This window comes from Bradyrhizobium lablabi, from assembly GCF_001440475.1.
GTDB classification, from domain to species: Bacteria; Pseudomonadota; Alphaproteobacteria; order Rhizobiales; family Xanthobacteraceae; genus Bradyrhizobium; species Bradyrhizobium lablabi.
Window position 1 is genome coordinate 105,280 of the sequence record NZ_LLYB01000034.1, and the last position, 25,947, is coordinate 131,226.

The following is a 25,947-nucleotide window of genomic DNA, read 5'->3' on the forward strand; positions in this document are numbered from 1 at the left end:
CGGGCCCTTGGCGACCTTTCACTACAAGGCTTACACGGCGCGAGGTGCGATCACGGCAGGAACGATCGTTGCTGAGGGCGTCGATGCGGCGATCGATGCGCTCTATGGCGCGGGGCTTACGCCGTTCGAAACCCATGGCGTCGCCGACCATGCGCCAGCACGCGCGAGCCAGCCATCCGCGTCGCCGCAAGAGACGGAAACGTCGGTCTGGAAGCGGGAGGTCGTTCAGTCAAACCGGTTCAGCCTGAAGGAACTGACGGCCTTTACGGTTGAGCTGGCTTCGCTGATCAATTCCGGACTGACGCTCGATGCCGCATTCCGCATCATCGCGGGGCCGGGCGCTGCGCCGAAAACCGCGCGTCTTGCCAACGGGCTTCTCAAGGACGTGCTGGCCGGATTGCAGCTCTCGGAAGCGATGGCGCAGCGGGCGGACGTGTTTCCCTCGGACTACCGCGCCATTCTGGCCGCCGGCGAAGCCGGAGGGGGCACCGGGCAGGTGTTGACGCAGATCGCCGAGCTGTTGGCGCGCCGGCTTGAGATCCGCAACAAGATCACGTCGGCGCTGGTCTATCCGATGGTCCTGATCCTGATGTCGCTGGTCTCGGTCGTCGTCATCGTCTTCGTGCTGATACCCAGCATCTCTCCGATCTTCACCGACGCCGGCCTTCCGCTGCCGGGCATCCTGCATTTCTTCGAGGAAGTTCAGGACAATTGGCTGATCGTTCTGCTCGTGGCCGCGCTTTGCGGCGCGGCGGGTTTCGTGGCATGGGGCAGGGCGAAACAAAACCCCGAGATCATGCTTGGCGCAGACCGGTTGAAATGCTCGCTGCCAGTGGTTGGTCGGATCGTGCAAAGCCGAGAGGCCGGCGGCTTTGCGCGTGCGCTCGGCACGCTGCTCGTTGCACGGGTGCCGTTGATGTCGGCGATGCAGACCGCGCGTGCGCTCGTCACCAACCGGCATCTGAATGCGCTCTACGGGAATGCCATCAAGCGTGTTCCGGAAGGCACGCCGCTGCATCGCGCCTTCGATAGTGACGGCCTGTTACCACCCGCATCGCTTCGGCTCGTTGCTGTCGGCGAGGAGTCCGGTCAGCTCGGCCCCATGCTCATTCAGGTGGCCACCGTGATCGAGGCCGACCTGCAGCGGCGCATCGAACGCATGGTCGGCCTGCTGACGCCGGCTTTGACGCTTCTGATCGGCGGCGGCATCGGCGGGCTCATCATGCATGTGATGAGTGCGGTGCTGTCGATCAACAATCTCGCATTCCAATGAAGCGCCCTGCGCCATCCTCAGCCGGGTTCACGCTGGCCGAACTGCTCGTGGTCATCGGCATCATCGCCCTTGTTCTCGCTGGCACGCTGTCCGCGAAACCGAAGGCCGCGGCAACGCGTGTCGCCGTCACGGCCCGCTCCGTCACGGCGACGCTTCAGCTCGCCCGCGCGCAGGCGATGTCGAGCAATGCCGAAACGCTGTTCCGCATCGACGTCGAGAGCGGCCGGTTCGGCTTGCAGAACTCCATGCACGCGCTGCCGCGCGGAATGGCTGGCGCGGTGGTGGTTGCCGAGACGGAACGTTCCGGCGACACGGGCGGCATCAGATTCTATCCGGACGGCCAGTCGTCCGGCGGCGAGATCGCGCTGACGCTGGACGGGCGGTCGGCGCGGATCGCCGTCAACTGGCTGACGGGCGAACCGCGATTGATCCAGTGATGGGCGCGCGATCCAGACGGATACTGGCAAAGCGCAAGGGCGAGCGCGGATTTGCGCTGCTCGAAATCCTCGTCGCCTTCGTCATCCTGGCGCTGGGGCTAGGCGCGATATCGACCGGCGTCGTGGTGGCGATGCGTTCCGACGCGCGCACGCAGGTCTATCGTACCGCGCTGCGCGTTGCGCAGTCCCGTCTCGAAGCCGCCGGCATTTCCGAGACGCTCGTGGCGGGCACCCGCGAAGGGCTGGTCGCGAACAAATTCCGGTGGCGGCAGACGGTGACGGAAGTTCGTTCCGCCGACTATGCGCGCGCGCCGCAAGGCGCACGGCCGGCGCCTGCAAATGGCGCACTGCGGTCGTTCTGGGTTGAAGTCGCCGTCGAGGCGCCGGACGGCACCGCCACGAAACTTGCGGCATTGAAGCTTGTGGCAGAGGCGAGACAATGATGCGGGCGGTGAATAGCCGGCTGATTTCTCGCGTCGCTGCCCGCAGAAGAGGTGAGCAGGGGCTGACGCTGATCGAGCTGCTGCTGTCGCTCGCCATTCTGGCGATCTTGACCGGCTTCCTGGCCGGCGGATTGTCGATGGCCCGGCGGGCCTTCGGCGCCGATCGCGCCAGCGAAATCGGAAGCGAAACCAGTGCCGCGATCCAGACCGTGGCGGCGCTGGTCGGGTCGGCGCTGCCGGTCCGGTTTGACGGGGCAGGTCCAAAGGACGCGATCGGGTTCGATGGCCGCGGCGAGGTGATCTCGTTCGTCGGATTGAGCGAGGGGCGGTCGCTACGGGGTGGGCCGCACAAGATCGTGCTGCGGCGAAGCGGCAGCGATATCGTCGTTGATTTTGTCGCCGTTCCCGGAGTCCGATCGAAGGAGGGCTCCGAGCCATCCCCAACCCGCGTCGTGGTGCTCAGCGGCGTGCGCGAAATTCGCGTGGGATATTTCGGTACCGTGGACGCCAAGGTCAAGCCGGCCTGGCGGACCGACTGGATTCGCGCCGAGCGGCTGCCGGATCTGGTTTCGATCCGGATCGAATTCGAGGACGAACGGCGCAATGAGCCCGCCACCATCGTGGCGCTGCGTCAGGGCTAATGCCTCACCGATTTTTTCGGAACATCGTGCCCGAATAACGAGATGAGCCGATAACTGAATGCAGTTAAAGCGGGCTGTGAGGTGCGGCCGAAGCCTTACACGACCGGGCTAGGGCCCAAGGACCAGGTCAGTCGATCGCCTGCCAGGCCCTTGACGGCTACTTTGCATGGGGTTGTTTTCGATATTTTTGTTTGGGCGGGTCAACACAGCATTGGGCCGGACCCGATCTCATCATGCTCCAGGGCCGCTCGTTACCCTTCGTAAAGAATTAGTAAATAGGCTTCGTCCATTCGAATCGAATGTCCCGATCCGGGAAGTGACGATCATGCCTGTCGCCGATCTGCCCGCACCTCAAGCCGGTGGCCTCCACGTCCTCGCGGCGTGGGGCAGCAGCTTTGCGCAATGGTGGCTGGCGGGTCTGCGCGATGCGGTTCCCGCGCACTGGCGCGAATGGGCTGCCGGCGAGGCGAGACCGATCATGACGCTTTGGCGGGATGGCGACGGCGTCACGTGCCGCTTGGCGTCTGCCGCCGGTCCGGCGGAAATCCGGATTCCCTTATCTCACTTCAGCGTGGCCGCACTCGAACAGTGGCTCACCGAACAGGGCGTTTCGCGGGATGCCGTGACGGTCGCACCGGTGATTTCGCGCGAGCTTTTCTTTCTGCGCGAGTTGAGCGTGCCCAGGGCCGCTTTCGGTGCCCTGCCCAGAATCCTCGAGCAGGACATCTTGCGGCGAACCCCGTTCCAGCTTGCGGACATCTGGCACGCAGCAACCGCCGTTGGAGAGGAAGCGGACGGCGTCGTGCCGATGTGTCATTGGATCATCCGGCGCGATCGCGCTGAGGCCGCCTTGTCGGAACTCGGTCTGGCATCGCGGGATGTCGACTGCCTGGCGGTGACGGATGCCGGCGGTGAGACCGTTCCCGTGATCACGTTCCGCACTGTGAGCGACGAAGACCCGGCGTGGGCGCAGCGCGCGGTCCGGCTGCTGGCGGTCGCGGCCCTCGGGGCCGTCCTGCTTGGGCTGGTCGTCTTCGAATGGCGGCAGGCCAGCGTTGCCGCCGCGCTGGAGACGGCGCTCATCGAGGCGCGGCAATCGGCTCAAAGCGGCCGCGACGGAATGGATCCCGCCGCGCGCCTGTTCGCGATGAAAGCCGACAGCGGTGTTCTCGCCGTGTGGGACGAGCTGTCGCGCATTCTGCCCGATCATACTTTTCTGACGGAAACCCGCATCGCCGACGGCACGGTGACGCTTTCGGGCTTTTCAGCTGATGCCGCAGGTCTGGTTCGTATCATCGACCGGTCGCCGCTGTTTTCCGGCGCGACGCTGACGTCTGCGATCACGACTGACGCGAACGAGCGCAAGGATCGCTTCAGCATCCTGTTCAAGCTGCGTGGCGCCCGTGCGGCGCGGCCGGCCGCAAGATCCCGGGCCGTGCCATGATTCAGAATCTGAAACTGACGCGCGCAACGCCGTTCCTGGCATTCAACGCCGCCGCGATCCTCTTCGTTCTCATCTTCCTCGTTGCACCAATCCTGGGGCACTTCGCCGTCAGGAGCGAAGAGATTTCCGACCATGCGGCACAGCTTGCGCATTTCCAGAATGTGACGCGCACGGCAAAGAAGTCGGCCGGCAGCGTCGGGCGAACAGGCGATCCTTTCCTTCCCGGCACTGAAGAGCGCGTTGCCAGTGCCGATCTGCAGGCCAGCCTGAAGTCGATGGCCGCGAACGCCGGTGTCAATCTGCTCGCGATACGGGGATTGCAGAATGGCCGGGCCCAGTCGCTGTCCATGATCGCCGTCAGCGTCGAGCTCGAAGGGCCGTTGAAGACCGTTCGGGACATGATCTTTGCGATCGAGAATCAGACGCCGCTGTTGTTTGTCTCCTCTGCCTCGTTCCGCAGCCTGGCGGACGGGGAGGACGGTCCGATCAGGGCGGAGCTCAGGGTTCAGGGCGCGATCCGGGACGGTTCGCAACCGCCCGGTGACCGGGCGGTGGATCAGCAAGCCGGCCGCCGTTCGACCGTGGTGGAGCGGACGCCATGACGTCGTTGGCGCAGATGGTTCAGCTCCGGCTGGCGGGCATGAGCGGCTCGCCGCGGCAATTCGTAAGCTCGCAGCTCGCGGCCATGCTTGGGCGGGCCGAGCTGCCCGGCCGAAGCGAATTGGTGGCGCTGCGGCCTGCGAAGCGTGTCCTCATCATCGGCTTTGCGGCCCTCATCGGGCTGGCCGCGGTGGCAACGTTCAGCGCGGTGATTTCCCTCGAGCTCTCGACGGTCACGGCTCCCACATGGCTTGGCGGCCGCGGCTCGGCCGTCAAGGCCGCCGGCGCCCGCGCCTCCGCAGGAGGCTTTGAGAATATCCTGCAGCGCCCGCTGTTCTCGCGGAACCGGCAGGTTCTCGTGGCGGCGGAGCCGGCCTCCGCGCCACCGCCGATGGCGGCGGCATTGGATTCCGGAATTACCCTGAAAGGGGTGTTCATGAGCGACGGGGTGGCCAAGGCGTTCCTGATGTCGTCGCAAAACCCGGTTGGCGTGTGGGTTCAGGTCAATGAGCAAATTGACGGCTGGCGGGTCGCGGCCGTTACACCGGAGCAGGTCGTGTTGGAGGGGCAGGGCGAGAAGCTGACCGTTCCCCTGAATGCGAGCGGGAGATGATTCGCGCGCTCCGAAAGACCTGCGACCGTACCGGCCGCTTTTTCGGCGACACGCTGGCGTGGCAGCCGTCCGGGCGGCAATACATTGTCGTGGCATGGGGCCTGATCGCCGGCGCGATCTGGCTCGCCATCGGCCTTGCAGGCGATCCTGGCTGGACATCGCCGGCCTTGGCCGGCTGCTACCTTGTCGTGCTGTTGGCCTCTGTATGCGCCATAGACGGCCGCTACGGCATTATTCCAGACAGCATGGTGCTGGCGCTGGCCGCAGGCGGCGCGCTACAGACCTATCTGTGGGGCTCGGCAGACGTCTGGTCACGTGGGTTGGAGGCCACGCTGGTCTTCGCCGCCGCGGCCCTGTTCCGCGCCTGTTATCGCTGGCTGCGCGGCCATGACGGCCTGGGTTTCGGTGACGTGAAATTTGTCGCGGCGGGCACCCTTTGGATCGGCGTGGAAGGAATTCCGGGCCTGCTGCTGATCGCGGTAGTGTCTGCGTTGGCCAGCTTGCTGATTCTGAGATCGGAAGGGCATGAGCTGGATCGCAAGCAGGCGATCTCGTTCGGCCCGCACCTCGCCATCGGCCTCTGGTGGATCTGGGTGTTGGGACAGCAGGCCGCTTAGAGCCAGGCGTCTTTTATCGAGCCGTAGTGGGGGCAATAGAAAAGCCGCCCGAAGGCGGCCCTTCGCTTCATTGAGGAAGATGGGATCAGGCGGCCAACGCGGCCGGCCGCGATTTCCGGCGATAGGCCATGAAGCCGACGCCGGCGAAGCCCAGGATCAACATCGCCCAGGTCGATGGCTCGGGAACGGCGTTGACCTGTATCGAGACGTCGGCCAGTTGCCGGTTTTCCGCGCTAAAGAGCTTGAGGTCGAACGTGTAGACGCCGGAAACATTCGGATTGAAATTGATCGGGCCGCCCAGAAAGGCGAAGCCGAGATTCTCGCTGTTCTGATAGAGCGGGCCGCCGATCGGCGTATTGTCCCCGATTATAATAGGATCGAACGCCAATGATCCTCCGGGACCGGTAATCGTCAGCAGCGAATGGGTGCCTGTCAGCGAGCCGGGATTGACCGAGAACTCGAAGTTCCACAGCGCCTTGCCGGACGAGTTACCCGCTGGGGCGATGTACAGATTTCCGGTTGGCGTGATCGGACCGATAAATCGAAGCGAAGCACGCAATCCGAGCTCCACCCCATTGTCCTCGCTGTCGACTGTGAAATGGCCGTTGCTGGTGCCGCTCCCCTGGGTCCAGCCCGACGCCAGATTCTGATTAAACGTGACGACCGCCGAGGCGGAGCTGACAAACGACGTCAACGCCAGCGCGGCCCCCAGACCGATCAAGCCCAGCGACGAAAACCGCATAATACCCCCCCCATTTATTATTGGTTGTATTTTCCTTAAACACGTTATTTTAATTAGAGTCAATCTTCGGTGGGGATAACACTTCGTTGCACGCGAATCGGCCTACTTGTTTCGCATTGCGGAATCGGCATGTGGTCGGCCGCCTTGGGGATTAAATCAAGCCGGCTGCTAATCTCAGGATGACTTGTCCTTGGCAGGCCATAACTGCCGAGCAGTTCTCGCAAATAGGATACCAGCCGCGCCGCCTGCTATTTTCTCAAACGCATCGATCAACGTGCCGTGCCGGTCCGGTGTCGTGGTCTGCAATATCTCGAGCAGCACCGCGGCGCCGAACACGATGCAGCAAACAAGAATCAGGCGCCGAGGGTAGGCGAACCCGAACAGGGCGCCGAGGATGGCGAACGCGATCACGTGCTCGAAATGGGCATAGGTCTGCATCGCCGGCCGCATCAGGTACGGCGCGAGCTTGAAATAGATTGAATAGACAAAGCCGACATGCGTCAGCGTGGCGTAGGCAATCACGATGACCGCGATCCATGCCGCTACCGGCATTAGCCTGGTGACGAGATTCCGGTTCATACCGGACTTGCGCATTGGCGATCGCTTTCGTGCGAATGATTTGGGCTGCATAACCTTATCGCGTCTCGGCTGTCGAGCCCCACGCTCGACCGCAGGAACGCTGGCTGTTCCTTCGGAGCATGCGGTGGTGCACAGGGCTTTGCGCTCGCCAAGTAATTTTCACCCAAACGGGTCCGTGCGTTTACTGGCTGGCGGTTCTGATTCGAAAATGTAGGGGGCGGCTCGAATTTTGCCGTTCCCTTGTCGCGTCAATTAGAATCGGAATTTTTAATATCGATTAATTAAATGCGGCGCGTGATCAGAAATTTAAATTCACCTCGCCAGCCAGGCTGTTGGGCAAAAAAGAAGCCGCCCGATCGGGCGGCTTCCAACTCAGATACGGCTGAGATCGTCAAGCGAGACGAAAGCCGATCTTCTTCGAAGTTTCACGGCGACGATAGGCCAGAAAGCCAACGCCGACAAAGCCCATGATCATCATCGCCCAGGTCGACGCCTCGGGGACAGCCGCCACCGACGCGTTATCGACCACAAAATCTCCCGCGGGCACGCCCTGTCCGTGGAAATTCAGCGAGAAAGTATAGGGTCCGGAGCTAGCCGAGAAAATGGCCGAATAGACGGTCCATCCGCTCGCCAATGTCTTGGCAGTGAAAAGNTGGGGAAAGCACGCCGTCTACACTCGACTGGAGGGTGGCATCGAATGCGTTANCGCCGACCATTGTTGGGGGAGTAGACTTCGAAGCTGACCTGGTAGCTCTGACCCTGCGTCAGGCTGATTGCCTGGGAGATCGACTCGTTGGTGTGGTCCGAAACAAAATAAGCGCCATAATTGCCACCATTGGGCGCGGTGGGGATCGGTTCCCCGAACGCGCCGGTGGGATAAGCGCCACCTTGATTATAGGCAATGACAACCTGAGGGTAGGTGCCCTCACCGCCGGTATTCACCGTCCAGCCCGAGAAATTTCCTGTTTCAAATCCGCCATTTAGCAGCACATTCGCCTGCGAGGCGCCGCTCTGAAGAAGAACGCCAATTAATGCAGCGCCAGTAAATTTGAGCAGCTTATTCATTTTATCTCTCCTGGAATTTAATAAGATATTAATATCTGCGAATTCAAGCCAAGTCAACCGCGGCGTATGAAATTCCAATCATTCGCCTATCCGTTCTTTAGGCATTTTTGCCCATTTTTTGAACGTGGAGCCAGTTTCGGTGTTTTATCNACCTCAGTTCAACTCAACCAGCCGATTGCAGACTAATATCTTTCGAGAAAAANCCCATCTCAAAATACACACTATTCAAAATTTCGATCCTTTTTCAAGGCGCAATTAACGTTATTCACCCTGCGATCGCCGCCCTGGGAAACTCCGAACGTGAAGCGCTATTGCGGGGAAACCGAAATAGTTAAAAGCTGAGACCAAAACTCTGAGGTTGACGCGGCTAAGTGGCTATTGTCGAAGTAGGCCGGTCGCCCTTCGATCGTTGCCGAACAGGAGCCTGTTCGGCAAAGAGCTCGCGAAGGTGAGACGGTGGCCTCTATCGACGGCTCGCTTTGCTCCAGGACGTCAAAGAAATAATCGAACTTTGACCGGTATTGTTGACTCGTGAACTCTAACGATTCGGTGAGCGGCTTGTTGGGGTAAGCCTTGGCTAGCGCCTCAGGAACGCTTTGCTTTGCTCCCGGTAGAGGCTCCCATATCACGACTCGTAGCCCCATTCTTCTTAGGTGGGCGACCGTTGCCGGAAATTGGCGCTTGAATAGCGCGATCGCTTCTTCCTTGGGTAAGCTTACAGTTTCCGAGGTCGTGAGAAATCCTTCTCGCGCCTGCAGCCACGTCGATACCAGCAACGTATTCTTGATCTCGGGCGACCTGTTGAGAAACTCAAGCACTTCATTATTGAATTCAAAGCAGCCCCGATTATGCACGAGGTGAATTCCCTGCAACGGCGGACAGGAGTGTCGAAAGATAAAGAAGGCGGATTCCCCTCTCGTATTTAGCCACTTGTCGAACGCCCCATATGCGGCCCATGCATGCGAGTCCCCGTAAATCAGCCAGGTTGGCTTCGTATCGGCCGCTCCAATCTTGCAAAAACTAGCAAGGTCGATTTTGCCCGACTTGAATTGGCATGGAAGCTCGCCAGTTTTGTCGGCGGCAAAGCCGGCCAATTTGATTGCCTCGGGAGCATAACGTTGCGGGAGGCCGTTCCCTGCGTAGATCCAGAAACAGATGATGGCCGTTGCAGCAAGCGCGGCAAGATAGCCAGTGCCCAAAGACCGAGCGGACCGTAAAATGCGGCTTGTCCGGACCGGCTCCTCGACCATGTGGAATATCGCGGACGCGATCGCCAGCGATAGTGCGAAAGCGAACCATTTGGCCGGTTTGTTGTAGCTTTCCGCCATGAGCCGCGCGGCGAAGATATGGACCGGCCAGTGCACCAGGTACAGTGGGTACGAAATTTTGCCGATATAGGCGGCCGCCGCATTGCTCATGCAGCTTGAGAAATACGTTGTTTGACCGGTCGATGCCAGAATCACGAGTGCCGCGCCGATTGTTGGCAGCAGAGCAAAATAGCCGGGAAAGTAGAAGGCTTTTTGATAGCCTAGCAGGCTCCAAGCGATCAGACCGATACCGATGACCCCTGCAATTTGACTGGCCAGTGGTCGAAGGGTGAACCGGGCGCGCAGCCCCACGATCAATGCTCCCAGCAGTAATTCCCAAGCGCGTGTCGGCAGGAGATAGAAAGTGGCCTCCGGCTTGAGTTGAACAAACAATACGTTCAGGAAAAATGAGAGAAAGAAAATGGCGAGTATTATCTGCCAGATATGGCGCCTCGCGTATCGGTAGATCAAAATTAGAAAGAGCGGATAGATTAGATAGAATTGCTCTTCAACGGCGAGCGACCATGTGTGGAGCAAGAAGGCTGAACTGCTATCGAGCCCGAAATAGTTTACAGTCCTCCAGTAGTAGATATTAGCAACGTAAGTTTGCGCGACGATTGCCTGCTTCGATAGTTCAATCAAATTGGACGGATACAGGCAGACAAGCCCCGCCAGAAAAACAATGAGGAGTGTGGCAAGAAGGGCGGGGGCGAGGCGGCGGATGCGATTCAGGTAAAAACTGCCAAGACTGAATGAGTCGGCATTGATTTGCCGGCTGATTATCGAGGTGATCAAGAATCCCGAAATTACGAAAAAGACGTCGACACCCGTGAATCCACCTTGGCTTAATTCCAGCAGGTCAAAATGGAACACCAAAACCATCAAGACAGCGATTGCCCTCAATCCGTCGATGGCCGGAAAGTATCGATCGTCAGATGCGCGATCGGCGGTCGTGCCCTTGCTGTCGAATATGAGCGAATGAGAAAATATCTTCATTGATGGATGCTGGGCTTTGAAAAGTGAGATTGTTCGAGCAGACCTTTGAAGATCGAATGGCTCACCTATGGCGCGCTCATCAACAGAAGTGGAAGGCCCAATGGGTCAGTCTGGGTCCGTGCTGGCATTCAGATCAGCCTCGATAATTGTTTTGAACGATGCATGCTTGGCAAATTGCCCGATCTTATTTCGCTACCCGACATTCTCGTAGCAAGGATATTGTCCTCAATTGTTCCGCCATTTGGTGATTTGAGGTAAGTACTACCCAGCCCCTTTTTGCGCCCGTTTCTTCCCTTGATCTGGTGGTGGGGTAGAAGGACGACAATTCCGGAAGGTCGGACTTTTCAACATAGGCGAGGGATAGTTCCTTGTCCGGCGCGTAATGATCAAAGCCATAACCCGCATCGTCCTCCACCTTGAAATCGTCGATCAGGACGACGGCGTTAGTATAGTGATTGAAAATCAATTCGAGTTCTTCCCGCAGGGGGAGGTGATTTTCCCAATGAGAATCCAGATAGAAAAATTGTCGTGCGTCCTTCGCCACTGAGTCGCGGGCAATCCGTTCCTTCAAAAACGGGACTGAGGACTGCAGGTAAATTTTCGCATTCGCGAATTTGGCCAACCGTGCCCGCGAAAAAGCCCAATAGCGTTCCGTAAGTTCTACGGTTTCCAGTGGAAAGCCAAATTGAGCAAACCATTCGGCCGTGGTGCCGCGAAATGTTCCAGTCTCGACAATTCTTTCGATGGCGAGCGCGTGAATGATCTGGCGGGTGGCTTCCAATCTGGAGGTCATGCCGTTCATCGCAAAACCCCAAGGATAAAACTTGCCTTTGCTGCGAGAATAGTAATCCGCAAGGCCAATAACGCGTTGAAAACTCATAACCCCACCGCAAAGTGATGATGCAAAGTGTGACGCTTTCCTGCGCAGGTTAACTTCGCGAGATCTGCATTTTTAGGCGCTTCTGAAAACAAATCCATAGGTAAATCTGTCTTGTGTTTTTGGCGAGTTTGATATTCTGATTGTAGGGTTATCTGCACGATCGCGATAAATATCGCCGCAATGCGGTGCTCGCCTTATTTGGGCCCTTGTATCCGGTTCAGGGCTGCTTTCGTGGCAATTGAATCTTTAACCTTACCTTTGGCCGGACAAGTCAGAGGGGGCGCCCGAGCCTTGTTGGCTTGGCTAGCGGTAGCGGTAAACGCTCCAATAAGGAAAACCATCGACTGCGGGGCGATCGCTTAGGCGAAGTCCAATGGATTTTCGATAAGGTTGCCGAAAGACAAAATCAACGAATATGGATGGGATCGAGTGTTTGCGGATCGGCGAAAAAGCGAACGTCGCGCCTGTCATGGGGCGGCAAAGATTCAGTTGGGGGTCGGCTCGCTGCCGCGCGATTGCACGATCACGGACATCTCTGACGGCGGCGTGCGGGTTATCGCTGAAAATCTCGATGTGCCCGAAGAGTTCACGCTGATTCTTTCGACAGGTCGTCCCCGCCTGTGCCGGTTGGCCTGGCGCATCGGATGCGAGTTCGGCGCCCAGTTTATCGATCATTTGGCCAAGGCTCCATCAGACCATTCTACTCCGCAGGGTAGTGCAAGGACGCCGGAATATGCGTAAAGCAAGTTCAGCCTTGTTTGCGCTTTGCCTCGCGCTCACGATCGTCCCCGAAGTCGCGGCAGCCGGTGGCACGTATATCGTCACGCCGGGATTCCGCGGGATTGGCTATCCAGGGGCCTACGGCTACGCGCGCCTCTATGGTCATCCATTTGACGATGGCTACGACTATCCGTTCGGCTATGGCGAATATGCCGAGTACGGTCCATGGGCTTATCGCAGCGAGGCTGCCTGCTATGTGCTGCGCCGTGTCTGGACCAGCAGGGGCTGGCGGCAGCGGGCGGTCAGAGTCTGCGACTGAGCGCAGGCCTCGAGGCGGCGCGACGTCCGTCCGTAGACCAGCCTAGAAATCAAACGCCCAGGCGAGGCTATGCAGAAGCAGCCACGACCAGGCGATCATGGCTGTGGCGATGGCAAACAGGTAGGCGCACCTGGTAGCGGTCGAACGCATGTTACTTCGCGGCGAGCCGATTGACGGTGGCCGGCGCCTGCAGCGCGGCCTGGGTCTGGCAAATGGCTCGACGCAACCTCAGCACTTCAGCGTAGCGGTCTCTCAGCGACTTCGTGGCCGGTAATGCCCGGACGTTCTTGGGTCTGCTCAAAGGCTGGCGCTTCACGTAATACCCCGCAAGGTGATGCAATCAATTCGGCCGAATACGGTAACTCGAAAACAACCATAGTTTTTCGCAGGCCATTCGCAATGCAACTCGCGCGTTAAGCTTGATAGCCGCGGAAAAAGTTAAATCGGGAACTTTGCTCTGACGGGCGCGCAGAATGGACGAACTTTAACCTGAACAGTGCCCCATAATCTGCGGCACGTTCCAAGCCCGATTATCTGGGCGACGCCGCCGGCACTTTGCCGACGCTCGAACGCCAGGGCCAGGTCGAAAGTATACGCTCGGCGTCGGCTTCGAGGACTTTTTGTTTCGCGATGACTTCCTCCTTCACCGCTCTCAGATCCTCGTCCTGATAGAAGAAATCGGAGCAGCGTGAATTGTAGTCGTTTGCGAGCGCGTTATAGGCACGGATGTCTTCGGGGCCTCGAACCTGTTGCTTCACGACACGCAGCCGTTCTTCCTGGAACCGGCAGTAACGAACATATTCCCGCGCGAAGCGCTGTCCCTTGCCGACGGGAGGAAGCAATTCCGGCTCCGCCTTCGCCTCGGACGGACTGGGTGCTGAGGCGACGGAGAATGCCGCTTCTCCGTCGAAAGTCCAATACGCAACCAGAAGTCCAAGCATGACCAGCAGCGCCGCGGCTGCGAGCGCGGCCTTTCTGACATGGGGGAAGCCGCGGCTCCGGACCGGCACCGAATGGCCCGGGTTCTGCACGATAGCGGTCGAACCGGCCTGCAGCATTTCGCGCAGTATGTCCCCGACTTCGGTGAGGCGTGCAGCCGCATCCGGAATTGACCCGAAAGCGACGAGGGCGTGTTCCAGAACCTGCTGTGCTGCACTGTAATGTCGTTGGCTGCTGAGCTCGCCGAGCAAGTCGAAGACGCGATCGGGAGTGACATTCGTTTCGCCGTCGCTGAACCCCTGGCGTGCGTCGAGCAACAACAGCGGCTCGCATAGCGAGGTCCAGACGTGCAGCGCTTCTGCCAATCTCTCAACCGACAACGCGTCGCCCGGTTGTTGTTCCAGCGCCTGGCAAGCGCTGTCGACCCGCTGATCGGCGTTGATGCGCACTTTCGCAGTCGCTTGCCGATAGGCTTCCAATAGCGGCGAATGCGTTTGGATAAGCCGCGGTTCGCGGGTTGCGAGGATCTGGTGTGTGGCTTCCAGCAGTGGTTCTGCGGCTGCTTCAATCGGATCGTAGGCCTCGATAACGGCCACGCAATGCGCGTCCAGGAGATCGTCAAGCCCATCCCTCACGCTCGCCAGGGAGGGCGGAGGCCAACCGGCCCGATTCCGGAGCGCTTGCAGGGTCTGATAGATCTCCATCACATCGATGGAATTGTGCGCGTCGATCAGGCCAAGGAGCAGTTCGCCGGAGGCGCCACGCCGGGCCGCGTGACGTGCAATGAAGTTGGCCATTGAGAGTGGAGCAAACTGGGCCGATGTTTGCAGGATGTCGTCATCGGAAGCATCGACGCGCCCTTCAGCGTAAAAGAGATCGACGCGATCGGGCGTGCTGCCGAGCGGATAGCAGAGCTCGCTCGCCAGCCGTTGGGCCGGGTCCAGAATAGCTGCAGACGCCTCCGCCAGAATCTTCCCTGGCGCGATATGCGTCTCGCGTGCCCGGCCGAAGGCGGACTGGATTTCCGATGCCGTTGCGCCGGGATCGATTCCGAGGAGGCGGAACGGCTGAGCTGACGGACCAAACCCGGGAGGCAAGACGTTGTTGGCCGAATTGATTGCCATATCTGGGATACTCGACGTGTTCTCCGCTGGCGCAACCCTGTGGAATGGTTACGACGAGCCACTGGTCGAGACGGTGAACGCATAAGCCACGTCGAAGTCGTTTCTGAGCCGTACGCCGATCTCTTGCACCCGGGAACGCCAGAGCTCGCGATCGATACGGGGGCCAGCCTCCGGCCGAATCGTCAGCATGGCATTCCATGGGTTTGACCCATAGACCGTAACGGCAAATCCGCGAGCAGGGCAACCATCGATGGTGCTCAGCGACTTCATGATGAGACCGGCGATTTCATCCGCATGACGAATCTGTTTACCATCGGTGCTGACGGTCGGGGCGGGCTGGATGTCCGGCTCGGGTTGCTTGCTGGCGGGAAGCGGGGGCGGCAGGCTCCGTTTGCGGATTTCAGCTGCAGCGGACGAGGCCATATCGGAGGCGTCGGGCGGTAGCTGTTCGGTGGGCGCATCGTTCGCAATAGTCTTCGGTATGGCTGCGATCTTTTGGGCAAACTCCACAAGGCTTCGATCAATCCCTTCGTCGACGGACATAACGAAATCCAGGATCGGGTTTGAAAATCACGAGGTCAAGGCTGGATTCTTGACGTCGATCACCTTGAAGCCTTTGAAAAACACGCTGTGCCGGATTGAATCGGAAAGGTGCCACGGAGGCGTGGTATCTTCCTTTCCCGTGAGAATGACCCGCAGCCGCCAGAGTGACAGGCCCGCAATCCTGCAAATGTCGACCATGGCCGCGTAGAATGCGCCGTAGTTCTTCAGGAAGTGGCGTCTGCGCGCTTCCAGGAGATATGGTGGCAAACGCTTCGGTTTGCTGTTCACGCCGGTGGATTGACCGACAAGGTGGACCACGCGGCTTGCCGGAACGTACCAGGTCGGCCATCCCTGCTTCCTGGCATTGAAGCAATAGTCGATATCGTCGAAATAGGTGAAGAAGCCTTCGTCGAGCAATCCCGTCGCTTCCATCGTCTCACGCCGGATGATCATGCTGGCGCCGGCAACCCAATCAGTTTCGAACGCGCAATCGACCACAGGAGGAGCTACGATCCAGCGGTCTAGCAGCCTGCTTACCGGTCCAATTTTCAAACTGCCTTCAAGTTCTCCCAGCGGTGACTGAAAGCGGAACGCAGACCGTTGCGGCGTGCCGTCGGGATCCTCGAGCCGGCTGCCGGCGATGCCGACTTGCGGATTCTTGTCCATGAAGTCGATAAGCGCCTTGAAGGCGTTTGGCCGCACGATCGTATCGGAATTGAGCAGCAGGAAATATTGCGGCTTGTCGGCGGATTCCAGCGCCGGTCGCAGGACCGCATTATTGCCGCCGGTAAAGCCGAGGTTCACGTCGAGCGCCTTGAGCGTGCACCAGGATGACCAGCCATTGTCCTGGATCGTGCGCTGGAGGAGTCCGGCGGAACCATCTCCCGATCCGTTCTCGCAGATCGCGACATGGATGCCGGGAACGCTGTTGATTTCCTTTGCGACCGAGTGCAGGCAATCGATCGCAAGCTGGGTGACGCGATAGTTAACAATGACAACGAGCAATTTCACGGGTGCGAGACCAGTTGTTACAAACAATCGGCGATCATTAATCTTGCGGACCGGAAAAGAAAAGACGTCTTTCGGGCTCTTATTTAATGCATTGGGATAAACGTTAAAAGCGGCCATTTGTGCCCGCTGCGCGCACCGACCTGCTTGCATCGTGGTGCAGGCCTATCGCAATGCCGACGGAGACGACGGTGACATCGGCGAAAGCGTGTCGCGGGATCGCAGTTTTTGGCGCAGCCGGTCGATCAGCAGATAGATCACCGGCGTCGTGTACAGCGTCAGAATCTGGGAGACGAGCAAGCCGCCGATGATGGTGATGCCGAGAGGCCGGCGCAGCTCGGTTCCAGGACCGGTGGCGATCACCAGCGGAATGCCGGCAAACAGCGCCGCCATCGTCGTCATCAGGATCGGGCGGAAGCGGGCGCGGCACGCCTCGAAGATCGCCTCCGCCGAGGACAGGCCGCGGTTGCGCTCGGCGTCGAGCGCGAAGTCGACCATCATGATACCGTTCTTCTTGACGATGCCGATCAAGAGAATGATGCCGACGAAGGCGATCACGGTGAGCGGCGTGTTGNGTCACCTGCAGTGCCAGCAGCGCCCCTAACCCCGCCGACGGCAGCGTCGAGATGATCGTGATCGGATGCGCCAGGCTCTCATAGAGCACGCCGAGCACGATATACATCGCGACCAGCGCGCCGAGGATCAATAGCGGCTGCCGCCCGCTGGTCTTGTTGAAATCGCCGGCGTTGCCGTCAAAACTGCCGCGGATGCCTTCCGGCATGTGCAGTTCCTCGACCGCGCGCTGNAATGTTCGAGATCGCGGCCTCGATCGGCACGTTCGAGACGATATTGAAGGATACCGTTGTCGATGGGATCGACTGGGTATGGTTGATCGCCAGCGACGCCAGGCCGCGGTCATAGCGGACGACGGCAGACAACGGCACCTGGGCGTCGTTGGCGCCGGCCACGAAGATGCGATCGAGATTGGCAGGGTCGCTCTGGAATTTCGGATCGATCTCCAGCACCACCATGTACTGGTTGCGCTGGGTGTAGACGATCGAAATCTGCCGTTGCGCGAACGCATTGTTCAAGGCGTCGTCGATGTCCTTGACGCGGACCCCGAGCGTGGCGGCCGCATTGCGGTCGATCATCAGCGTGAGCTGCAGCCCGGCGGCATCGCGATCGGTGGAAATGTCGGTAATGCCCTCGACGGTTTCCATGCGCTTGGCCACGATTGGCGCCCATTTCTTCAAAAGGTCGATGTCGACGCTCGAGACCGTGTACTGGTAGTCGGAGGAGCTGCTTTGACGTCCGCCTGCCCGAATATCCTGAGCAGGAAACATGTAGAGCCGTACACCGGGCATCGTTTCCAGCTTCTTGCGCAAGCGATCGATCACGATCTGCGTACTTTGTCCGGGTCTCTCCTGCGGCGGCTTGAGGCTGATGAAGAAAAGTCCCCGGTTTGCGGTCATGCTGCCGAGGATCGAACCAACGCCGGCGACGGCGTTGTCCGATTCAAGGGCATCCTCGAGCTGTTGCTGAAATCGGGTCATCGACTGGAACGAGGTGTCCGATGAAGCCTGCGAAGCACCGACGATGAGGCCGCTGTCGTCGAGCGGGAAGTAACCCTTCGGGATCTTGATATAGAGCACCACTGTCAGTGCGATGGTCGCAAAGAACACCAGCAGGGTAAGAAACGGGAAAGCCAGCACAGCCCGCAGGGTCCAGGCGTAGAGGGCGACGGTGCGCGACAACGCGCCCTCGACCAGGCGGTCGAACCAGGTCGCGCGATCCGACGTGGCTTCCTTAATGTAGTGCGCGCAGATCATCGGAGTGATCGTCAGCGAGACCACGGTCGAGACCAGAACAGCAAAGGTCAACGTCAATGAGAACTCGCGGAGCAACCGGCCCGCGATCCCATCCATGAAGATCAGTGGCGTAAAGGCCGCGACCAGGGACAGGCTGATCGCGAGCACGGTAAAGCCGATCTGCCTGGCACCCTCCAATGCAGCCGGGTAGGGCGCCATACCGCGTTCGAGATTGCTATACATGTTCTCGATCATGACGATGGCATCGTCGACCACGAAACCGACCGAGATGGCGAGCGCCATCAGCGACAAATTGTCGATCGAGAAGCCGGCGAGCCACATCCCGGTGCAGGTGCCGGCCAGCGCCAGCGGCACCGAGACGCCGGCCGCAACGGTCGGCGTCAGCCGCCGCAGAAAGGCGAACACCACCATCATCACCAGGATGACAGCCGCCAGCAGTGTGAACTGCATGTCGAGCACGCTGGCGCGGATGGTACCGGTGCGGTCGACCAGCGTCGATATCTCGAGGCCGGCAGGCAGCCATCGCTTCAACTCCGGCAGCAAGGCCTTTACGCGGTCGACGGTGTCGATGACGTTGGCGTCGCCCTGCTTGGTGATCTGGATCAGCACCGCCGGCTGCTTGTTGAACCAGNCTTGAGCGGTGGTTGCGGACGGAGTCCTCGATCTCGGCGACATCGGAGAGGCGGACAAAATTGCCGGCCGAGCTCTTGATGATGATGTCGCGGAATTCGGCTGCGGCGCGCATCTGCCGGTTGGTGGAAATCGTCTCGCTCTGGCGGCCGCCGTCGAAAATGCCGACGGGGCCGAGCGGATTGGCGTTGATGATGGCGAGCCGCACGTCATCGGTTGCGATATCGGCGTTGGACAGCGCCACCGGGTTGAGCGCGATCCGCACTGCCGGCTGGTCGGCGCCGGAGACGGTGACCTCGCCGACGCCGGGCACCTGCGAAATGCGCTGTGCGATCACGGTGTCGGCGACGTCGTACATCGCGCTCGCCGGGAGCGTCTTCGATGTCAGCGCCAGCACGAACATCGGCGTCGCCGACGGATTCGCTTTCTTGAAGCGCGGCAGCGATGGCAGGTCGGCCGGCAGATCCACCAGCGACGCATTGATCGCCGCCTGCACGTCGCGCGCGGCGCGGTCGATGTTGCGGCCGATCGCAAATTGCAACTGGATGCTGGTAGAGCCGAGCGAACTCGTCGAAGTGATCTGCTCGATCCCCGCGATCTGGCCGAGCCGTCGCTCCAGCGGCGCGGCAACGGTCGCCGCCATTACCGCGGGATCGGCGCCGGGGCGGGNTGGCAAACACCCGGATCATCGGAAAATCGACGTTGGGTATCGCCGAGACCGGNCAGGAAGACATAGGCGACCATGCCGACCAGGAAGACCCCGATCGCCAGCAGCGTGGTCCCAACCGGCCGGCGGATGAAGGGCTCGGAAATCGAGGCCATACTCTATGTCGTCCATGGCGCCGGCGGAGCCGGGCGCCGCATGTGGTGCTCCAGTCTGTCGAACCTGCCTGAGGGCTGAATTTAATTATTACCCGGCCGGTGTCCGTTTAATAAGGTATTTACCAGATGGCGGCGGCCCTGAATAAGCCCTTCCGCAAATATAATTAGCTTTCCTGATGTCCGTTACTTGACGTTGACCGTTTTCCCAGTGGGTTCCATTCGTAAACCCTTTGAACACCGGTGGCCAACAGTATCGATCCTGGAAATTCACGAAGATGAATTCAGGGGCGATCAGGATGTTGGCAAAGATACTGGACAGGGGACGACCCCGTGTCGGAAAGCCGTTCCGGGGTGGAGCATTGCGGTCCCGCGCCCGTAAAAATGCAGGTTATACCCTGCTCGAATTGCTGGTCGTGATGGGTATTCTGGCGGTTCTGACAGCGATCGCGACGCCGCAACTGATGGGTTATTTCGGTAAAGCCAAGACCCAATCGGTGCAGCTGCAGATCGAGAATATCGGGACAGCGCTCGAGCTATATTATATGGAAAACGGCACCTATCCCAGTGCCAGCGCCGGCCTGAAAGCCTTGGTCGAAGCCCCGCCGGAGGCGCCGCGCTGGAACGGCCCGTATCTCAAGAAGGCGAAGAACCTGCTTGATCCGTGGGGGCGGCCCTATCAGTACGCTATCTCTGACGGCCAGTATGAGGTCTATTCGCTGGGGCCAACCGGCAAGGCAAAGTCGGCGAGCGCGGGAGCAGCCCCGGGGTTCCGGGGAGGTTAATGAAATTAAATAGTCCTCTGAAGTTACAGACTAGCGTGAATGACGCGGCCTGCGGTAAAATCACTCGGTCGCGCAGTCAATCGTCTCGAATTTTATCCTAACTGATGATTGGACCTGACTATGACGTCGAGAATGGACCGTAGAACATTCCTGCAAGGCACTAGCATCGTCGCCATTTCCTCCCTGTTGCCTATTGGTACGGAAGCGGCCACGCTTGCGGCACCACTCGTTGGGCCTACGCGAGGATCCGCGCTCACAAGCGCCAGCTTCGCGGCGAAATTCAATGGGGGACGGTCCCAGGTCAATTTCAACTTTCTGTCTTTCGGTGCGGCCTATCCGTTTCTGAATTGCATGAAAACTGCGCAGAACTGGACTCTCAGGGACAACAGCGGCTGGCCCGCGCCCGACACGCTCGACTCCGACGGGTATCCCATCAAGATCGTGAATGGTGGTGTGTATACCGTCTTCGACGTTCCTTCCCAGGCTTCGCGGCCAGGGAACTATGTGATTACCTGGGATGGTAACGGCACGATTTTCTGCGGTATGAGCAATGTTGCCGTTAGCGGGAGCAAGACCAGCACCGGTGGCAGCGGACGATACGTTTTCTCGACGACCGCATCCCAATTCAGCGTCGGTATCGCCGCGATCGGAAATCCTTACATCACCAACCTGCAAGTTTTTCACGTCGACGACGAGGCTGCACTAAAGGCGGGNTCAGGTTTTCGGGACGAAATTCAAGCAGAGATTGCTTGAAGCCAATTTTGGCNGTCATTCGCTTTCTCAATTGGCAGGCCGGAAACACCACCAACGTGACCACTTGGGCGACACGGAAGCCCGTATCGTATGTGTTCTATGCCGCGCACGAATTCCGTCCCAGCCTCTATGCTGGACTGACGACAAATTCCGGCGGGGCTTATGTGGCGACGCTCCCCAACTTCAAGCTGGTCGACAAAGCAACTGTCACCGTCAAGTTCAACGCAAGCTATGCCGGCCCGTGCACGCTGAACGTGAGTGAAACAGGACCTATCAATATTCTAAGCGAATACTCGCAGCCTCTCAACTCGAGTTCTTATCCGATCGGGGGAACTTGGCAGAGCTTCGCGACACTGGTCTATGATGCTGCTTTGAATGCGTGGATCAAACAAGGCGCTGACACCGCCCGTGGGAGTTGTGGCATCGACAACGGTTGCCCACCAGAACTGATGGTGCGTCTCTGTGCTGAGGTCGGCGCACATCCGTACTTTGTGACCCCAGCGTTGGCGATTGATCCCGCGACCGACTATATGCCGAGCCTCGCAGCACTGTGCCGGGACTATGGTCCTTCCTGGATGATTCCGCGCTTTGAGGGACCGAACGAGACGTGGAATAACGCCAGCGGTTTCTATTCGACAAAGTATGGTCTTGCTAAGGCTGCAGCGTATGGTTGGGGTGCCGACGTGCACAACTGGTACGGCAAGGTCATGTCTGTGCTTGGTCAAATCGTAAGCATTGCTTACGCCGGAAATCGAGCCAGATATCAGGTACTATGTGGGGTGCAGACGGCTACGGGCGCGACCCCCTCAGGTACTGCGTCGAGCAACGCCAGGCTTGCGTCTACCAAATATCTTGCGCAGTCGGTTTCCCCACAAACTCCGTATACCAAGAGCGCCGCATCCAACTGGGTTACTCACGTCTGCATCGCCCAGTATATTACACCTTCTGCCTATAACACGGCGGACGAGAGNTGTATATGCAGCCGCATACGCGGCGGCCGCCGGAAATTCGAGTTTGCAGGTANGATATCGCAACCGCTTATGCGAACACTGTGAATAGCGGCACGGGCTACTTTACGCTTCCTAAGGCGGCCACCTGGTACACCAACTGGAAAGCTTGGGCGCTGGGTTTTGGTATCACCAAGATGTGCGGGTATGAAGGAGGGTACTCCCCCGACTACACTGGCGGCGGAAAGACCGCCGTAGACATTCTTCGTGCTGCTTCCAAGAATTCTATATCTCTGAATGGGTTCACCACGACCAATTATAACAATTTCATTGGGGTGTCAGATAGCAAGTTTACTGCGGAATTTCCTTCCTGCTTCCAGCTGTCAGGACGAGCGCCTTCTAATGGAGCATGGTCTGTGCTTGAGGACATCTACCAGTCGCCCAATCCGCCGCAGTGGAATGCCATTGCCGCGTTCAACCGCGTTTAGTCGCGGACACCGTTATCATGCCGGCAAAAGCGCCTACGGGCGCCTTGTCTGGCTGCATTTGGATAGACCCATTTGCCGGAACGAACTGATAGATTGAGCTAACCTGAGGAATGGCTCGGGTAGGCGCGACGCGGCATTCCTTATCAATTCTCGTCGCGGCTAAACCGAGTGATGGGAACGACTTTTCGTGGCGAGCGGTCTATGGAAATTTCCTGCGCCGTCTCGAAATCATTCAACAAGCCTACGCCAGTAATCTCAGGCGCGTGTTGATTCTGGAATATGGTGCGATCTTCAGTCGGCAATTCGACAAGATGCCACGCGCGCTATTCTCAGGCGCTGCAAATTAAATTGCCGATGCCGTCCGTCTCGTTCCCACGTCGTGTTTGTCAGGTTAAAGACGTTCCAAAACCAGTCTTGGTTCTTCGAACTGGTATGACAAGGAGACTTTCCTAGAGATTCTGGCCTCGCTAACAAGATGAGCTTGCGACGAACTTTGGCGATACGGGGTGATTCGGGTCGGACCGAACGGCGATCGACTGACGCGAATTACTTTCGCCACCGTAGCGTGCGTCGGGTTTGGTCGATATCCTGAGTCGTGGGATGTGGCTAGAAAGCTTCAAGACGCTTGGCGACCATCTCGATATAGTGGTCGAAATCGTAACGTCGCGCTACAGATTCATAGCCCCGCCGAGCCTGAACCATCGCGCTTTCCGGATTTTCGAGCAACCAGATAATTGCGGCCCGCATGGCCTTGGCGTCGCACGGCTTCACCGTCGTAATCTCGTTGGGAAGCAGGGTAATCTGCAAGGCCGACGGTTCGCGAAGCAACAACAGGGCGCGCGCATGCCAGTGCCTCTACTAGAGTCGTTAGACCAGCGTATTTGTTGGGGAACGTCGATACTACAACTACGTCAGCGTTGCGGTATAGCTGCACAAGTTCTGCAGGTGTGCCAGTGCAATACTCCATGTTGGGCGGGAGTACCGACGGAAATGTCTTGGCCATCTTACGCGCGTTTGGAGACCATGCATCGACGCGAACGTCGGCGTCGAGGTCTTTGACGGCGGCTGCCAGCGTGACGTAATCGCGGCGTTCGAGGCCGACCGAGGCAATCAGGGGACGCCGTTTGCTCGCAGTTGGCTGCCCACGTGTGTAGAACTTGTTATCTACGTGTTGAAGCAGGAGCAGCGTTCGATCCTCTCCGACATTGAATCGATCCCGAACAAACTCGAGCTGGCTCGAGCAACAGGACGTGAAAAGGTCAACGCTGTCGGCGATGCCGAAAAGCTTCGTGCCGAGCCAGCCGCGGGGGCGATCCAGATTATGCAGATAGACAACCAGCTTTGGCCGATCAGGCTTGCCTCGGAGCATCGCTGCTATAGGCACGCCGACCTCTGTGTCCAGACAGAATATGACGTCATTCGGGCCCAACTGCGGAGCCATCGCCCGCGCTAACGACCATCCCTGCGGGCTTCCAAGCAGCCGCGATCGCAATTTATCGCTCGACGAGTATGGGGAGGCATCCAGATTCGTTTGGTACAGTTTCGCTCCAAGCCGCCGTGCCAGTATAGGTACCGAATGCCTTGGCCTCTCCATTCTTGCTGCCCGCTTTTCGATCTCGACAAAATCGTTCGCGCCGCTCATCGCGATGTGAAAATTTCGCACAACCGTCCCCTCAAAAAAGCTCAATAATACACCGGGTAACCAATCTCGCTAGGACCTTCTTTTCACCGGTCGGCGTCATCGCTGGATGCCTCTTGGCGAGTAGGGTGCCAGCGCTGAACCTAAAATGAAGAATATTCACTACCAGTGATGCGATCCCAGGCAGTGTTGTGCAATTTGATCATCCAGCCGTAGCTTTCGTACTTTCTTTGGCTCGAGGCGCATTGCGAGGTCAGCCCCCAAAATGACGAACGTCATTGAACTGATATCAACGCGCGCCGCTGCCGGCGCAAAAGGCGAGCCCCCATGTTTGATCGATTAAAGTGATAGCCAGCGCGTTGAGAAGTGCGTTTCAGAATCGCTGCGGAAGTCTCCAACGAAGTGTTGCGGCGCTTCGGCGTTGCCGCCCAATCTTGGTGTCTCCGTCCTCAGTTGCAATCTAGGGCAATGGCCAATGAATGAAGGTCAAACCAACAATTAACCCCACCGTCACCAGGGAAAGGCCAACGGCTAACGCCAACTCCCCCCGCTTGTCGTTGAAATAGGAGGCTCTATTGCGGGCGATGGCTAGATCGACATAGCGATAGTGGAGCCAACTCATCACTATTGCAACGCCGAGNACCCACAGGCCAAGCAACAAGCGCACCGGCTGATTTAAGTAGTCCATGGGCGNACGAACAGGCCGATCCAGTGATTCAAATAGAATGAAAAAGACATGCCTCCCAGGGTCTTTCCTGCCTGATTGGCTTGTCCTTCGAATGCCAAGGATCCGATGATGGTAACTGCTATCACGGGAAATATCTTGGAGTATGCAACAAGGCCTAAGGCCATTAAAAGGGTGGATAGGGCGCCCACAATCAATACGGCCGTAAGGCCCCTGCGGGTCAGATACCAATCACCGAATCGTTTGCGGCTAATCGCCAGCAAGACTCCCAGCGCAATTGCAGCAAAGTCGTGTGGGTAGAAAAAGTTCACCACAAATAGTGCGACCAGCGCTAGGATCAAAGTCTGATGAGATACGAACAGCAACAAAAACGGCGCCAAAAGGTAAAACTGTTCCTCGACGCAGATCGACCAAAAATGATTCCCTGTTCCATTCAGTGGCATCCGCAGTACCGAAGTAGCCAATTGCGGTGGCCCAAACCAATTGTAGACGAACGTCACGTCATAGAAAAAGAACTCCCAAATTTTGGGATCGGCGAGGCTTTGCCTAAGCGCCGTCGCTGCAAACAGCAGCACAATAGCAATGCCGTACGGGATCCAGATGCGTGTAGATCGATTGTAATAGAAGCGCGCAAGATCAGCCCTGCTTGAACGGAGAAGTATTCCGCCGATGAGAAAGCCACTGAGCGCAAAAAAGATTTGAACGCAGGCGTTCCCGAGATTGCCGAATTCCCGAGCATGCGAGATAAATACGCCGATCGCTATGACGATTCGAAGATAATCGAATGCCGGAAAATATTCCGGCTTTGCAGTCTCTTTGAATAGATTTCGCCCGGCAATTGCACTCTGAAAATTCATGTCCAAAGGCTACCTGACACCGCNACCTTTCGGCTAGTCCCAGCCATTATGGCGGTTAATTTGATCGTCCATATTGNNNCCTTGGAACGAACAGCAAAATCGAAGTGTTGCCGCTGACTTGTTTCTCGGGGTTGTGTTCTTAAAGTGCACGCCCAAGGCGGCCGATAAGACATTGGGGCCGATCACGTGAGCAGTTGCCCTGCCGATAGCTTGCGAAATTAAGCC

Annotated in this window: 20 protein-coding genes and 6 pseudogenes; 11 read left to right on the top strand and 15 right to left on the bottom strand. The window is 58.6% G+C overall.

What is annotated here, in order from left to right:
* Positions 1-7 precede the first annotated feature (7 nt).
* The 8 genes from CQ14_RS01950 to CQ14_RS01985 all read left to right on the top strand — a co-directional run bounded on the left by CQ14_RS01950 (position 8) and on the right by CQ14_RS01985 (position 6,068).
* Positions 8-1,273, top strand: a complete 1,266-nt coding sequence (locus CQ14_RS01950) for a type II secretion system F family protein (RefSeq protein WP_057856257.1) — start codon at positions 8-10, stop codon at positions 1,271-1,273.
* Positions 1,270-1,710, top strand: coding sequence for a GspH/FimT family pseudopilin (locus tag CQ14_RS01955; RefSeq protein ID WP_057856258.1), 441 nt, complete (start codon positions 1,270-1,272; stop codon positions 1,708-1,710). Before CQ14_RS01950 ends, CQ14_RS01955 begins: the two co-directional genes overlap by 4 nt.
* Positions 1,710-2,153, top strand: coding sequence for a type IV pilus modification PilV family protein (locus CQ14_RS01960; RefSeq protein WP_057856259.1), 444 nt, complete (start codon positions 1,710-1,712; stop codon positions 2,151-2,153). The genes CQ14_RS01955 and CQ14_RS01960 overlap by 1 nt, the downstream gene beginning before the upstream one ends.
* Positions 2,153-2,794 (top strand): prepilin-type N-terminal cleavage/methylation domain-containing protein, encoded by a 642-nt coding sequence (locus tag CQ14_RS01965; RefSeq protein WP_057856260.1) that lies wholly within the window; start codon positions 2,153-2,155, stop codon positions 2,792-2,794. The genes CQ14_RS01960 and CQ14_RS01965 overlap by 1 nt, the downstream gene beginning before the upstream one ends.
* A gap of 325 nt (positions 2,795-3,119) precedes the next feature.
* Entirely contained in the window at positions 3,120-4,238 is a 1,119-nt protein-coding gene (locus CQ14_RS01970) for a PilN domain-containing protein (RefSeq protein WP_199805413.1), read from the top strand.
* Positions 4,235-4,840, top strand: a complete 606-nt coding sequence (gene gspM, locus CQ14_RS01975) for a type II secretion system protein GspM (protein ID WP_057856262.1) — start codon at positions 4,235-4,237, stop codon at positions 4,838-4,840. The genes CQ14_RS01970 and gspM overlap by 4 nt, the downstream gene beginning before the upstream one ends.
* Before the next feature lie 5 nt (positions 4,841-4,845).
* Positions 4,846-5,451, top strand: a complete 606-nt coding sequence (locus CQ14_RS01980) for a hypothetical protein (protein WP_156434618.1) — start codon at positions 4,846-4,848, stop codon at positions 5,449-5,451.
* Positions 5,448-6,068 carry a prepilin peptidase gene (locus tag CQ14_RS01985; protein WP_082649657.1) on the top strand — a complete coding sequence of 207 codons (621 nt, stop codon included), beginning with the start codon at positions 5,448-5,450 and terminating at the stop codon, positions 6,066-6,068. Before CQ14_RS01980 ends, CQ14_RS01985 begins: the two co-directional genes overlap by 4 nt.
* Before the next feature lie 85 nt (positions 6,069-6,153).
* Here the strand turns inward: CQ14_RS01985 and CQ14_RS48015 are convergent.
* From CQ14_RS48015 to CQ14_RS02015, 5 genes and pseudogenes are all read right to left on the bottom strand, one after another.
* Positions 6,154-6,255 (bottom strand): annotated as a pseudogene (locus CQ14_RS48015) (PEPxxWA-CTERM sorting domain-containing protein); the annotation flags it as partial.
* A gap of 729 nt (positions 6,256-6,984) precedes the next feature.
* On the bottom strand, positions 6,985-7,404 hold the full coding sequence (locus CQ14_RS01995) for a VanZ family protein (protein WP_057856265.1): 420 nt from the start codon (positions 7,402-7,404) through the stop codon (positions 6,985-6,987).
* A 376-nt stretch (positions 7,405-7,780) separates the two neighbouring features.
* The coding region (locus CQ14_RS45170) for a PEP-CTERM sorting domain-containing protein (RefSeq protein ID WP_156434638.1) at positions 7,781-8,041 on the bottom strand (261 nt) is incomplete at its 5' end.
* Positions 8,042-8,762: 721 nt separating this feature from the next.
* Positions 8,763-10,757 carry an acyltransferase family protein gene (locus CQ14_RS02010; protein WP_057856268.1) on the bottom strand — a complete coding sequence of 665 codons (1,995 nt, stop codon included), beginning with the start codon at positions 10,755-10,757 and terminating at the stop codon, positions 8,763-8,765.
* A 184-nt stretch (positions 10,758-10,941) separates the two neighbouring features.
* Positions 10,942-11,637, bottom strand: coding sequence for a hypothetical protein (locus tag CQ14_RS02015; protein WP_156434619.1), 696 nt, complete (start codon positions 11,635-11,637; stop codon positions 10,942-10,944).
* Positions 11,638-12,066: 429 nt separating this feature from the next.
* Here CQ14_RS02015 and CQ14_RS02020 point away from each other — a divergent pair.
* Together CQ14_RS02020 and CQ14_RS02025 are read left to right on the top strand one after the other, a co-directional pair.
* Positions 12,067-12,309, top strand: a pseudogene (locus CQ14_RS02020) (PilZ domain-containing protein); the annotation flags it as partial.
* Positions 12,310-12,370: 61 nt separating this feature from the next.
* The gene (locus tag CQ14_RS02025) at positions 12,371-12,676 is read left to right on the top strand and encodes a hypothetical protein (RefSeq protein WP_063800280.1); all 306 of its coding nucleotides are present in this window, start codon (positions 12,371-12,373) and stop codon (positions 12,674-12,676) included.
* Between the two features lie 530 nt (positions 12,677-13,206).
* On the opposite strand, the gene CQ14_RS02035 is transcribed toward CQ14_RS02025, so the two are convergent.
* From CQ14_RS02035 to CQ14_RS45535, 7 genes and pseudogenes are all read right to left on the bottom strand, one after another.
* Entirely contained in the window at positions 13,207-14,739 is a 1,533-nt protein-coding gene (locus CQ14_RS02035) for a hypothetical protein (protein WP_057856272.1), read from the bottom strand.
* A gap of 48 nt (positions 14,740-14,787) precedes the next feature.
* Positions 14,788-15,282: a hypothetical protein gene (locus tag CQ14_RS02040; RefSeq protein WP_057856273.1), complete on the bottom strand. Its 495-nt coding sequence runs from the start codon at positions 15,280-15,282 to the stop codon at positions 14,788-14,790.
* Positions 15,283-15,309: 27 nt separating this feature from the next.
* Complete coding sequence (locus tag CQ14_RS02045) at positions 15,310-16,293, bottom strand: glycosyltransferase family 2 protein (protein WP_199805415.1); 984 nt, start codon at positions 16,291-16,293, stop codon at positions 15,310-15,312.
* 162 nt (positions 16,294-16,455) lie between these two features.
* Positions 16,456-16,864: efflux RND transporter permease subunit (locus CQ14_RS45520; RefSeq protein ID WP_245320124.1), on the bottom strand; the 409-nt coding region annotated here is incomplete at its 5' end.
* 1 nt (position 16,865) lies between these two features.
* Positions 16,866-17,095, bottom strand: a pseudogene (locus tag CQ14_RS45525) (efflux RND transporter permease subunit); the annotation flags it as partial.
* Position 17,096: 1 nt separating this feature from the next.
* A pseudogene (locus CQ14_RS45530) lies at positions 17,097-18,750 on the bottom strand (efflux RND transporter permease subunit); the annotation flags it as partial.
* A 1-nt stretch (position 18,751) separates the two neighbouring features.
* Positions 18,752-19,418: pseudogene (locus tag CQ14_RS45535) on the bottom strand (efflux RND transporter permease subunit); the annotation flags it as partial.
* Positions 19,419-19,930: 512 nt separating this feature from the next.
* Between CQ14_RS45535 and gspG the strand changes: the two are divergent.
* Positions 19,931-20,353: a type II secretion system major pseudopilin GspG gene (gene gspG / locus CQ14_RS02055; RefSeq protein ID WP_057856275.1), complete on the top strand. Its 423-nt coding sequence runs from the start codon at positions 19,931-19,933 to the stop codon at positions 20,351-20,353.
* A 2,864-nt stretch (positions 20,354-23,217) separates the two neighbouring features.
* On the opposite strand, the gene CQ14_RS43140 is transcribed toward gspG, so the two are convergent.
* From CQ14_RS43140 to CQ14_RS48020, 3 genes and pseudogenes are all read right to left on the bottom strand, one after another.
* Positions 23,218-24,228 carry a glycosyltransferase gene (locus CQ14_RS43140; protein ID WP_156434623.1) on the bottom strand — a complete coding sequence of 337 codons (1,011 nt, stop codon included), beginning with the start codon at positions 24,226-24,228 and terminating at the stop codon, positions 23,218-23,220.
* Positions 24,229-24,640: 412 nt separating this feature from the next.
* On the bottom strand, positions 24,641-24,820 hold a 180-nt coding region (locus tag CQ14_RS45175), incomplete at its 5' end, for a hypothetical protein (protein ID WP_210183141.1).
* Between the two features lie 54 nt (positions 24,821-24,874).
* Positions 24,875-25,722 (bottom strand): annotated as a pseudogene (locus tag CQ14_RS48020) (acyltransferase family protein); the annotation flags it as partial.
* Between the last annotated feature and the right edge of the window lie 225 nt (positions 25,723-25,947).

Bases quoted from the DNA above. Each gene is read 5' to 3' on its own strand.
- CQ14_RS01955 (WP_057856258.1), top strand. From the start codon at position 1,270: ATGAAGCGCCCTGCGCCATCCTCAGCCGGGTTCACGCTGGCCGAACTG.
- CQ14_RS01960 (WP_057856259.1), top strand. From the start codon at position 1,710: ATGGGCGCGCGATCCAGACGGATACTGGCAAAGCGCAAGGGCGAGCGC.
- CQ14_RS01965 (WP_057856260.1), top strand. From the start codon at position 2,153: ATGCGGGCGGTGAATAGCCGGCTGATTTCTCGCGTCGCTGCCCGCAGA.
- CQ14_RS01970 (WP_199805413.1), top strand. From the start codon at position 3,120: ATGCCTGTCGCCGATCTGCCCGCACCTCAAGCCGGTGGCCTCCACGTC.
- gspM (WP_057856262.1), top strand. From the start codon at position 4,235: ATGATTCAGAATCTGAAACTGACGCGCGCAACGCCGTTCCTGGCATTC.
- CQ14_RS01985 (WP_082649657.1), top strand. From the start codon at position 5,448: ATGATTCGCGCGCTCCGAAAGACCTGCGACCGTACCGGCCGCTTTTTC.
- CQ14_RS01995 (WP_057856265.1), bottom strand. From the start codon at position 7,404: ATGCGCAAGTCCGGTATGAACCGGAATCTCGTCACCAGGCTAATGCCG.
- CQ14_RS02010 (WP_057856268.1), bottom strand. From the start codon at position 10,757: ATGAAGATATTTTCTCATTCGCTCATATTCGACAGCAAGGGCACGACC.
- CQ14_RS02015 (WP_156434619.1), bottom strand. From the start codon at position 11,637: ATGAGTTTTCAACGCGTTATTGGCCTTGCGGATTACTATTCTCGCAGC.
- CQ14_RS02025 (WP_063800280.1), top strand. From the start codon at position 12,371: ATGCGTAAAGCAAGTTCAGCCTTGTTTGCGCTTTGCCTCGCGCTCACG.
- CQ14_RS02035 (WP_057856272.1), bottom strand. From the start codon at position 14,739: ATGGCAATCAATTCGGCCAACAACGTCTTGCCTCCCGGGTTTGGTCCG.
- CQ14_RS02040 (WP_057856273.1), bottom strand. From the start codon at position 15,282: ATGTCCGTCGACGAAGGGATTGATCGAAGCCTTGTGGAGTTTGCCCAA.